Source organism: Nostoc sp. UHCC 0251, assembly GCF_034932245.1.
In the GTDB taxonomy this organism is placed as follows: Bacteria; Cyanobacteriota; Cyanobacteriia; order Cyanobacteriales; family Nostocaceae; genus Nostoc.
This window is the reverse complement of sequence record NZ_JAYGHD010000145.1, coordinates 1-9,297: the sequence shown is the minus strand read 5'-3', so window position 1 is coordinate 9,297 and position 9,297 is coordinate 1. Positions and strand designations below refer to the sequence as shown.

The window sequence follows — 9,297 nt, the reverse complement described above, 5'->3', positions numbered from 1 at the left end:
CTCTGCCTCCTCTGCCTCCCCTGCTTACTCACCTCACAAAATCGCATTGCTCCCAGTCAGAATTCAGAATCAATCAGTGAGGGATTGGGACCCGCCACTGATAGATAGCTCCTGCCGTGTCGGCAAGCGTCTTGAAGACCACCACCAAATTTAAAATTTGGGGACTTAAACCCGTTTATTCATCCACCAGTCGCACAGAATTCAATTAACCAACCGTTGAAGCTTTCTATATGTTGCATCACTTTCTATAACTTACACAGATGATTACCAATAAAACCGGGAAATCATCTCAGTGAATGCATCATGCGCGGTCTTTGCTCCATTAGCAGCTTTAAATGCGGAAAATTATGGTAAAAAAATTCATCTCACAGAATTCATTTACCTCTGCGATCGCATGGGTCACGCTGATCATTCTTGCAGAATACGTTGCGCGGCGCTTTGTCGCTTATTGGCTCCCCCTCCTGGCAGCAGAGCGGGTGAACGATATGCTATCAATCATCCTGTGTTATGTTCTGCTTGTGTGGTTTACCGTGCCTAAAGCACAACGCAATGTAGGGCGTGTCAGTCAGGTTATACACGATATTCTGGCGCAGGCAAAGACATGGCTGCCTTGGGTAGGTACGGCAGTGATTCTGCTTTCAATCAATCTCCTCTCTCCTCTCGATCAATGGCTCTGGGGAAAGGTTCAACTTCCTGGCTGGCAAAGTCCCTCTTTGGATCCCCCACTGTTTCCTCAGGCTGCTCCAGTGCTGATTGTCACAAGCATGTTACTTGTCAATGGCATCTTCGTTCCTATAGCTGAAGAGTGGTTGTGGCGTGGATTGATTCAACCCCGCCTGATGAAGCAGCTTGGTTTTGCTTCCGGATTGTTGCTCACAGCCGTCCTGTTTTCACTCAAGCATGTGATTGTGGATGCATCGTTAGGACGATTACTATTCCTTACTTTTTTTGGTGTAGTCGTTGGCATCATTGCACGTCGTAAAGGTTGGGAGAGCGCGGCTCTGACTCACACGCTGGTAAACAGCATCTCGACCGTACTCTTTTTTCTCATCTTCAGAAAGTAATCTGACATTTGCAGCTTTGCTGCGTTCTGTAAAAGGTTGATTTGAAATAGAGGAAGTTATGGCAGAAACAATTGAAAACAAGCAGGCGGCGGATTCAAACAACGAAGTAAATTTGGTCTGTGAGTTTGTCGAAAAAGTTGCCGTCGTTACCGGAGCGGCGACGGGGCTGGGAGAAGCGATCGCTCTCAAGTTATTTCAAATGGGAGCGAAAGTAGCGATCGCCGACATTGATGTAGACGGCGCAAACCTCGTTGCTGAACGTTTGGATGCTTCCGGCAAGCGGGCGCACGTGATCGAAACCGATGTCCGCAATCATCAGGCGGTCGAAGCGATGGTGAACGAAACGGTAAATCGCTTCGGCGGACTGCATCTGGCTGTAAATAACGCTGGCATTACCGGTCCGCATAATGTTACCACTGCGGATTACGAGATTGACTGGTGGAACGATGTGATTGCCACCGATCTGAGCGGTGTCTTTTTTGGGTTGAAGTACGAAATTCCCACGATCATCCGCAGCGGCAGCGGCGCGATCGTCAATATGTCGTCGGCAAACGGCGTGGTCGGTGTCGCGGGCATCAGTCCATATACCGCCGCGAAACACGGAATTATCGGGCTGACGCGGGCGGCGGCACTGGAATATGCAGATAAAGGCGTGCGAATCAACGCCATCGGTCCGGGTTATGTAGATACACCGAATATGCACAAAGTACCGGAAGAAGCGCGATCGCAGATGGCAGCCTCGCATCCGATGGGTCGCCTCGCACAAACTGAAGAAGTTGCGGAAGTGGTGGCGTTCCTGCTGTCAAATAGGGCATCTTTCGTTACTGGCAGCTTCTACTTGATGGACGGAGGCTACACCGCTCGTTGAGTGTTAACCTCCCTGTGTGGAGTATATCAAGGTCAAGAATTTTTGCCGTATCTGCGGCAGCAAACCAACGCAGCACTCGTCAAGGTCAGTAGCGGTTTGGTTTACAGTCTTCCGAAGCAGGTGCGCCGATGTATGCGGCAGCTAAAGCGGGCGCTCAGGCAACGCCGACGTATTTGGCTGCGTGAAAACGGCAAGCAATTCGTGGTGATTGCGGCGGTCACGGGAAGATACCAAGCGAGGCGATGATGTAGTCGCCTTCGCACTGCCTTAGCACTTTTCTAATAAGAGAAAAGGAGGACATATACAGATATGTTTGCAGGCAAAAATACATATATGGCTGTAGGAATGGCGATCGGTGCAGCATTTAACAATATTCCGATCGGAATTGCCATTGGGATCAGTTTGGGTGCAGCAGTAGCAACAATTTGGATTGAAAAGGGTAATTGACCCAGAAACTATCCTTTTCTTCACAGTGCTGATCGAGTTTGTAGTCGAGCCATCACAGCAGCAGGCATTTATTTATTGATGCGATCGCATATCTTGTCGAACAGCAATTTAAGAGTTACGCCGGGTTCGTTTGGGCGAGTTTCCATGCGAGTGAAGATGGACAGAGGGTTGTTAATTACACTCAATGGCAATTAAAACAGCATTAAAAGAGGCTGGATCGCAAGCGGAGATTGTATCGAAATTCAAGGGTACGGATACGATTTAAGAGGGTAACACCGACAATGAATGAAGTCGTCGCCTCTAAGTTAGAGCAAGAGTAGGGCATAACTGCACTCACCAGTCCCAACTGCTCGTAAAGTATTAGAGCAGTTAATAGTAAACACAAAACCCCAACAAGTATTGTATGCCCAATACCCTCTTCCCTAGAATCACTCAGCTGACGCTAAAATGAGTCCACAGTTAAATTTGATTAGCGCTAAATGTTTACCATCGACTTAAGTATCAGAAATACTGCTTTCCCTATCTCGGTACAACGTAAGTCAGCAGAGGATGCCGAGGCTGTCTATCAGCTGATTTTGGCAGCAATCCGTTCTGGGAACCCTGACATTGTGGAACTCAAGTGCGAAGGCAAGACAGAGAAAAAAATTGCTGTCCGCGCTAGTGAAATTTCTGGGGTGCAGATTGTTCAGAAAGATGGTACAACCCCTGGTGGCGGCAGACCACCTGGCTTTTTCGCTGTAGCTGCTGAGTAACCAAGGTTGACAAATGGCTCAAGTGGGCATTGAGGTCAAGGATTTAAATTTCAGTTGGCCTAATGGAGAGAAGGTTATCAAATCTTGCTCTTTAGAAGTACCCAAGGGTGAGTTTTGGATGCTCTTGGGTACAAATGGCAGTGGGAAATCTACTTTACTGAGACTGCTGGCGGGGCTATTAGCTCCTGAGTCTGGGGAAATTCGGGTTTTGCAACCCGTTGGCTTTGTCTTCCAAAATCCGGATCATCAACTGGTGATGCCAACGGTTGGTGCTGATGTGGCTTTTGGATTGGTGGAAGAAAAGTTGCCACCTGCTGCTACCAGAGCAAGAGTCGAGGAGGCGTTAGGGGCGGTGAATTTGCTTACATTGCAACGACGACCTATTTATGCACTCTCTGGGGGACAGAAACAGCGCGTCGCGATCGCAGGTGCGATCGCCCGTCGCTGTGAAGTCTTATTATTAGATGAACCCACTGCCTTACTAGATCCAGATAGCCAGTTGGATTTAGTTGCTGGTGTCCGCCGCCTTGTCAAAAGTCGAGGTATTACAGCCCTTTGGGTGACACATCGATTAGATGAGCTAAATTACTGTGACGGCGCTTTCTTGCTAGAAAAAGGCTCTTTGGTTGATAGTGGTGAAGCCGAACGTCTCAAACAACGTCTGATGGAGGTACACAGCGAAGCCTCTTAATTCAGTGCTGTTAGCGATAGCGGGGCGTTTAGCCCGTGCTGAGTAATGAGTGCTGAGTAAATAAGTCAAATTCATTGTACTTAGCACTCCTGAATACTACTAAAAAAGAACTGTAACGCGCCTTTTAAATAAAGGCGCGTTTTAAGTTGGTGCGTCTATCTGAGGTTTGAGTTTTGTGAGGTTGCCGTATTTTTTATTCTGTGTAGCATAGTGTTACAGACTATGCATCAATTATTATAAAACTTATGAATGAATTTTGTTAACTCTAGAAAATTGTGATTAAAAACCATGCCCCGTTCCTTACTCCAAGCCGTTTTGTTAGTGGACGGCTACAATATCATAGGCGCTTGGCCTTGCCTTAAAAAAACGCGTGATAGCGTTGGATTAGAGGCTGCACGGGGCGAACTTGTGGAAGCGATGACTGGTTATAGTGCGTTTCAAGGTTACACAACTCAGATAGTTTTTGATGCTCAATATCAAAATAGCTCTAGTAATAAAGAAATTATTACTGAGCTTTTATCTGTTTATTACACTGATTTTGGGCAAACAGCAGATACTTATATCGAAAAATCCTGCGCTTCTTTTCGCCACCAAATAGCCCAATCTTTGATTTCTCGTGTGATTGTTGCTACATCAGATCGGGCACAGCAGTTGATGATCCAAGGGTATGGGGCTGAATGGTTGTCAGCACAGCAACTCTGTGGAGAAGTGGAAACCACCGTTTGCCGGATGCGACAAAAGTATCATACGCGCAAACAATCTAAGAGTAGATTTTTAGCTAATGCCATTGACGCTAAGGCGCGGCAGCGTCTGGCTGAATTACGAATGGGATTACAGTAGATATTTAGTATCTCAGAGTCTCTGCTTAAGTTCCTGAATCGATTTTGGCTGCAAAATTTCTCTAAATTAACTATCTAAAAAAAATATTGGCGAAAGTACTTGCCAAATACTATTTTTAGCCCTACTATTATAAATCGTGAGTGGTCCTCAGTAGCTCAGTGGTAGAGCGATCGACTGTTAATCGATTGGTCGCTGGTTCGAATCCAGCCTGGGGAGTTTATCAATTTTGGATTTTAAATTTTGGATTCTAGATTATCCATCAGAGACTTATGGTCGCTTGACTCGGCTGTGACGTTTCTGAATCATGGGTCTTTTGGTGCTTGTCCTAAACAAGTGCTGGAGTTTCAACAACGTTTGCGATCGCAACTCGAACATGAACCCTTACGCTTTTTTGGTAGGGAATGGGAACCCCTGCTAGACGATGCCAGAAGTAAGCTGGCGGCGTTTGTGGGTGCTGATGTGCAGGATTTGGTATTTGTCCCCAATGCGACGACTGGCGTTAATTCGGTGTTAAGGTCGCTGACATTTTCACCAGAGGACGAAATACTTACAACCAACCATGAATATAATGCTTGCCGTAATGCACTTGATTTTATTGCCAGTCGCACTGGTGCACGGGTGGTAGTGGCAAAACTTCCTTTCCCCATTAACTCGCCACAGCAAGTAATCGCAGCAGTAATTGAGCGAGTTTCACCAAAAACACGATTAGCACTTTTGGATCATGTTACCAGCCAGACAGGGCTAATTTTCCCGATTCAAGAGTTGGCAAAGGAGTTGCAACAACGGGGTGTAGATACATTGGTCGATGGGGCACATGCGCCTGGAATGATTTCTCTCGATTTGCGAGAAATTGGCGCAACTTATTACAGTGGAAATTGTCATAAATGGCTGTGTGCGCCTAAAGGGGCAGCATTTTTGTATGTGCGACGAGATAAACAGTCAGAAATTCGTCCTCTGACAATTAGCCACGGCACAAATTCGCCACGCACTGATAAAAGCCGCTTTCAGTTGGAATTTGACTGGACAGGTACAGACGATCCTACAGCTTATATGTGTGTACCGGAAGCGATCGCTTTTATGGGTTCGTTGCTACCTGGCGGGTGGACAGAATTGAGACAGCAAAATCATCAGCTAGTGTTGCAAGGAAGACGGCTACTTTGTGAAGCGCTGGAGATGCAGCCGCCTTGTCCAGAGGAGATGATTGGTTCAATGGCGGTTGTGCCAATGCCAGCGATTTTGGAAAACCGCGATTTCATGTCTATACATGATGAGTTGTTTGATAAGTTTGGTATTCAAGTGCAGGTGATGCCGTGGCAGGAAAAACCTCGGTTGTTGGTAAGGATTTCGGCGCAGATTTACAATACTTTAGAGCAGTATGAGTATTTGGCAAAGGTATTAAAGGGATTGTGCTGTTAATCTAGTTTAGGAAACTGGCGATCGCATCAAGGGTATGTTTTGCACTTGTAGCAGTAAATATTGGGTGATTTGCCAAATAGATATTTTCTCAGATACCACGTTTAAGGCAAGAGACGCGGTGAATCGGCTAAGGCAAGAGACGCGATGAATCGCCGTCTCTACAAATTGGTACGGTGATTTATCGCGTCTTGGCGATCTGCAAAGAGATTATGGGGCTAGTGCTATTCTTTTAGGTGATTGCACTTAAATTGCTGAAACTAGGATAACGCTTTACATGACTTCTGGAGCGCTGCCTTCTAATCCTTTTGTGGCTGCGGGGATGATTGAAGATCCCAGGCTGTTTGTCGGTCGTAAAGATGAATTACACGCGATCGCATCTCGGATGAAGGGCGATCAGCCTACAAGTATAAATATAGTTGGTGAGAAGCACATTGGTAAATCTTCGTTGCTGCATTATTTCGTTCTGACTTGGCAACAGCGAGTATTAAACAACAGCAGTAGTTATGTGGTAATTTACCTACCGTTACGGGGTGTAGATTGCCAAACTGAAACGGGTTTCTATGACGCTGTAGCTGAAGGTTTACTGAGTCATGTTCAGGGATGGCAACAACGCAGTCTGCAAAATTGTTGGAAGACTAAACCGCTTAATCGTCAAGCATTTTCAGATGCGGTTAAGCAATGGAAACAGCAAGGAAAGTTACCCGTTCTCTGTCTGGATGATTTTGAAAGCCTTTTGAAATATGACCGTGAATTCGATAATGGATTTTATGACAATTTGCGATCGCTGATGGATAGCAACGCCTTGATGCTAGTGGTGGCTTCGCGTAAACGACTGGATGTTTATGCTAACGAGCATCGGTTTGTCTCTAGTTTTTTCAATATTGGTCACACTATTCCTTTGAAAGAACTAACTACAGATGAGGCGATTGAACTGTCGCGTTTACCAACTCGGTCTACAAATGGTGCAGCTTTGAGTGTAGATGAACAGAATCATGCCCAGCAATGGGGCGATCGTCATCCTTACAAGTTGCAATTGGCTGGTTACTATTTGTGGGCAGCACGTCAACAAGGCAAGGCAATCAAGTGGGCGAAACAGCAGTTTGAACAACAGCTTACTAAAGCTAGATCGGCATCCAACGGACAGCAATGGCAATTATGGCTGCGTTGGTTAGTTTGGGATTTACCAGTACGTCTAGGTAAGATATCCCAATTCATTGGTGTAACTGTAGGTGATATTGGCAACTGGATTACTGGGTTAGTCATGCTGCTTTTACCAGTATTGGTTTTAGTGGGTGTGGTGGACTGGAATGAAGTTTGGGATTATGTGCGCGACAAGCTGGAGATAAAGTAGCAATGAGTAACAAATCCCCAACATCAGGCTTTTGGAATTATGTGGCTGAATGTGTGCGCCTCTTGTATTGGATTTACTTCAAGCCTTTTACCTTTAAAAGCTGGCTGCGCGATATTCATCCAGAACTTAAGCCGACAGATAACCCCTTTGATAAACGGGCTGAGTTTGGTACTAACCCCCGCCTGCGTCGCTATGCTGGGCAAATTTGGTGGCTAACTGCTGTAATCCCAATGGTTGCCGTATTGCTGGTAGCACCAGTTTACACTCTATTATTTTGCCTCTGCCTTTCATGGATGTGATGCTTGTAGAAGCTTATGGAAAGAACCCAGATGCTGCCCGTGAGACTATTAATTATCTAATTACATCCACCAATCAGCAAAAAGTTGCAGCACAGGCAACTTCTGGTATTGCTGTAGATATTCTCAATCGTTGTCAGTGGTTGAGCGATATTGTGGATATTGCCAACCAACTAGCATGGATTCCCTCACCACCACCAAAGGAACTTGGCATTGTCCTACCCCAATTTTTAGAAATCAGCCAAAATGTACGGGCATCAGAGGAAGCAACTTCACATTATCGTAAATATGAGTTACTGAACATTCCCATCAACGCATTACGCCAACTGGGGCAAAGTCTAGCTTTGACAAAAGATGCTCGTGTTGCTATCTCTTTTGGCAACACTGCACAAAGCTGGCTAACTATACTAGAAACGGCGCAGGGCACTTTAAACGAACAGGCACAGCAATCAAAAGAAATTCGGCAAGTTTATATTGCTGGTAACTCGCTAGACCCGGAAACAGCAAAGAATCGTTTTAAAGGGCGAATTGGCATATTTCGGGAAATCGAATCTTTGGCGCTTTCTGAGCAACCGCCAGTGTTGTTACTCTATGGTGGGCGGAGAACAGGGAAAACTTCAGCGCTGAAATATCTCCCTTATAGAATACAAGCAAATATTGTACCTTTGCTGGTAGATTTACAAGGAGCAGCATCAGCCACAACATTAAAAGGATTAGCTGAAAATTTAGCTCAACAAATTATCGAAGCTGCACGGCGATTACCCCGCAAAGTATTCTTGCCTAATCCAGATGCCAATAAACTAGCTGAAGATCCATTTCCCGCGCTGCAAACTTGGTTAGCAGAAATAGAACGCAAAAACTCTGGCAAGCAATTTCTCCTCTGTTTAGATGAATATGAACGCCTGGGTGAGGTAGTGGAAGCAACAAGCAGCCGTGCGCCGCTCAATTTTATTCGTAACCTGCTGCAACACCAACGCAAGTGGATTTTACTTTTTAGTGGTTCACAGGAGTTATCTGAACTTGATGATTACTGGAGTGACTATCTAATTAACACCCGTGCTTTGCGAATGACTTACCTGCACGAGTCAGAAGCCCGCGATTTGATTCAACAGCCAGTAGAGAATTTCAGCAATATCTATGAACCAACTGCTGTAGATGAAATTATCCAAGTTACTCGCTGTCAACCTTATCTCGTTCAGTTGGTGTGTTATGAGGTGGTGGAGTTGCTAAACCGCGATATCAGAAGAAACAGGCGAGAAGCAGATACAGCAAAAGCTACTGCACAGGATGTTAAAGAAGTTATATCGGTTGTGCTGGAGCGAGGCGATCAGTATTTTCGGGAATTATGGAAGAGTTTAACAGATAGCGATCGCTCTCTCCTGCGCCGGATAATCTACGGGGAAACTCCCACACCGCAAGACAAAGGCGTTGTCCGTAAACTAACGCGAAAAGAAATCTTGACTCAAGAAGGCAATGCTTTCCAAGTGCCTTTGGTGCAAAAGTATATAGAACAGTTGCTAGAGAGCCAGTCCAGTAGAAGGCATTGACAAATTAAGCAGATTGTGAGCTAGT

Annotated in this window: 10 protein-coding genes and 1 tRNA gene; all 11 read left to right on the top strand. The window is 45.6% G+C overall.

All coding sequences use genetic code 11. The annotated features are described in order from the left end of the window. Positions 1 to 347: 347 nt before the first annotated feature. The 11 genes from VB740_RS15635 to VB740_RS15585 all read left to right on the top strand — a co-directional run bounded on the left by VB740_RS15635 (position 348) and on the right by VB740_RS15585 (position 9,272). On the top strand, positions 348 to 1,064 hold the full coding sequence (locus VB740_RS15635; RefSeq protein WP_323200892.1) for a CPBP family intramembrane glutamic endopeptidase: 717 nt from the start codon (positions 348 to 350) through the stop codon (positions 1,062 to 1,064). 58 nt (positions 1,065 to 1,122) lie between these two features. Next, positions 1,123 to 1,932 carry an SDR family NAD(P)-dependent oxidoreductase gene (locus VB740_RS15630; protein WP_323200891.1) on the top strand — a complete coding sequence of 270 codons (810 nt, stop codon included), beginning with the start codon at positions 1,123 to 1,125 and terminating at the stop codon, positions 1,930 to 1,932. Between the two features lie 309 nt (positions 1,933 to 2,241). Beyond that, positions 2,242 to 2,379 (top strand): hypothetical protein, encoded by a 138-nt coding sequence (locus VB740_RS15625; protein WP_323200890.1) that lies wholly within the window; start codon positions 2,242 to 2,244, stop codon positions 2,377 to 2,379. A gap of 479 nt (positions 2,380 to 2,858) precedes the next feature. Then, complete coding sequence (locus VB740_RS15620) at positions 2,859 to 3,131, top strand: hypothetical protein (RefSeq protein WP_012410874.1); 273 nt, start codon at positions 2,859 to 2,861, stop codon at positions 3,129 to 3,131. A 13-nt stretch (positions 3,132 to 3,144) separates the two neighbouring features. Continuing rightward, positions 3,145 to 3,822, top strand: coding sequence for an ABC transporter ATP-binding protein (locus VB740_RS15615; RefSeq protein WP_094352150.1), 678 nt, complete (start codon positions 3,145 to 3,147; stop codon positions 3,820 to 3,822). A 288-nt stretch (positions 3,823 to 4,110) separates the two neighbouring features. Further along, the gene (locus VB740_RS15610; protein WP_094352149.1) at positions 4,111 to 4,662 is read left to right on the top strand and encodes an NYN domain-containing protein; all 552 of its coding nucleotides are present in this window, start codon (positions 4,111 to 4,113) and stop codon (positions 4,660 to 4,662) included. Positions 4,663 to 4,806: 144 nt separating this feature from the next. Next, a tRNA-Asn gene (locus VB740_RS15605) sits at positions 4,807 to 4,878 on the top strand. 24 nt (positions 4,879 to 4,902) lie between these two features. Further along, a complete protein-coding gene (locus VB740_RS15600; protein ID WP_323200889.1) occupies positions 4,903 to 6,078 on the top strand; it encodes an aminotransferase class V-fold PLP-dependent enzyme in 1,176 nt (391 codons plus the stop codon). A 274-nt stretch (positions 6,079 to 6,352) separates the two neighbouring features. After that, entirely contained in the window at positions 6,353 to 7,429 is a 1,077-nt protein-coding gene (locus tag VB740_RS15595) for an AAA family ATPase (protein ID WP_323200888.1), read from the top strand. Between the two features lie 2 nt (positions 7,430 to 7,431). Beyond that, positions 7,432 to 7,728 (top strand): hypothetical protein, encoded by a 297-nt coding sequence (locus VB740_RS15590; RefSeq protein ID WP_323200887.1) that lies wholly within the window; start codon positions 7,432 to 7,434, stop codon positions 7,726 to 7,728. After that, a complete protein-coding gene (locus tag VB740_RS15585; protein WP_323200886.1) occupies positions 7,704 to 9,272 on the top strand; it encodes a hypothetical protein in 1,569 nt (522 codons plus the stop codon). The genes VB740_RS15590 and VB740_RS15585 overlap by 25 nt, the downstream gene beginning before the upstream one ends. Positions 9,273 to 9,297 lie beyond the last annotated feature (25 nt).

Excerpts from the sequence above, each read along its gene's own strand:
- VB740_RS15635 (WP_323200892.1), top strand. The coding sequence starts at position 348 with ATGGTAAAAAAATTCATCTCACAGAATTCATTTACCTCTGCGATCGCA.
- VB740_RS15625 (WP_323200890.1), top strand. The coding sequence starts at position 2,242 with ATGTTTGCAGGCAAAAATACATATATGGCTGTAGGAATGGCGATCGGT.
- VB740_RS15615 (WP_094352150.1), top strand. The coding sequence starts at position 3,145 with ATGGCTCAAGTGGGCATTGAGGTCAAGGATTTAAATTTCAGTTGGCCT.
- VB740_RS15620 (WP_012410874.1), top strand. The coding sequence starts at position 2,859 with ATGTTTACCATCGACTTAAGTATCAGAAATACTGCTTTCCCTATCTCG.
- VB740_RS15595 (WP_323200888.1), top strand. The coding sequence starts at position 6,353 with ATGACTTCTGGAGCGCTGCCTTCTAATCCTTTTGTGGCTGCGGGGATG.
- VB740_RS15590 (WP_323200887.1), top strand. The coding sequence starts at position 7,432 with ATGAGTAACAAATCCCCAACATCAGGCTTTTGGAATTATGTGGCTGAA.
- VB740_RS15610 (WP_094352149.1), top strand. The coding sequence starts at position 4,111 with ATGCCCCGTTCCTTACTCCAAGCCGTTTTGTTAGTGGACGGCTACAAT.
- VB740_RS15630 (WP_323200891.1), top strand. The coding sequence starts at position 1,123 with ATGGCAGAAACAATTGAAAACAAGCAGGCGGCGGATTCAAACAACGAA.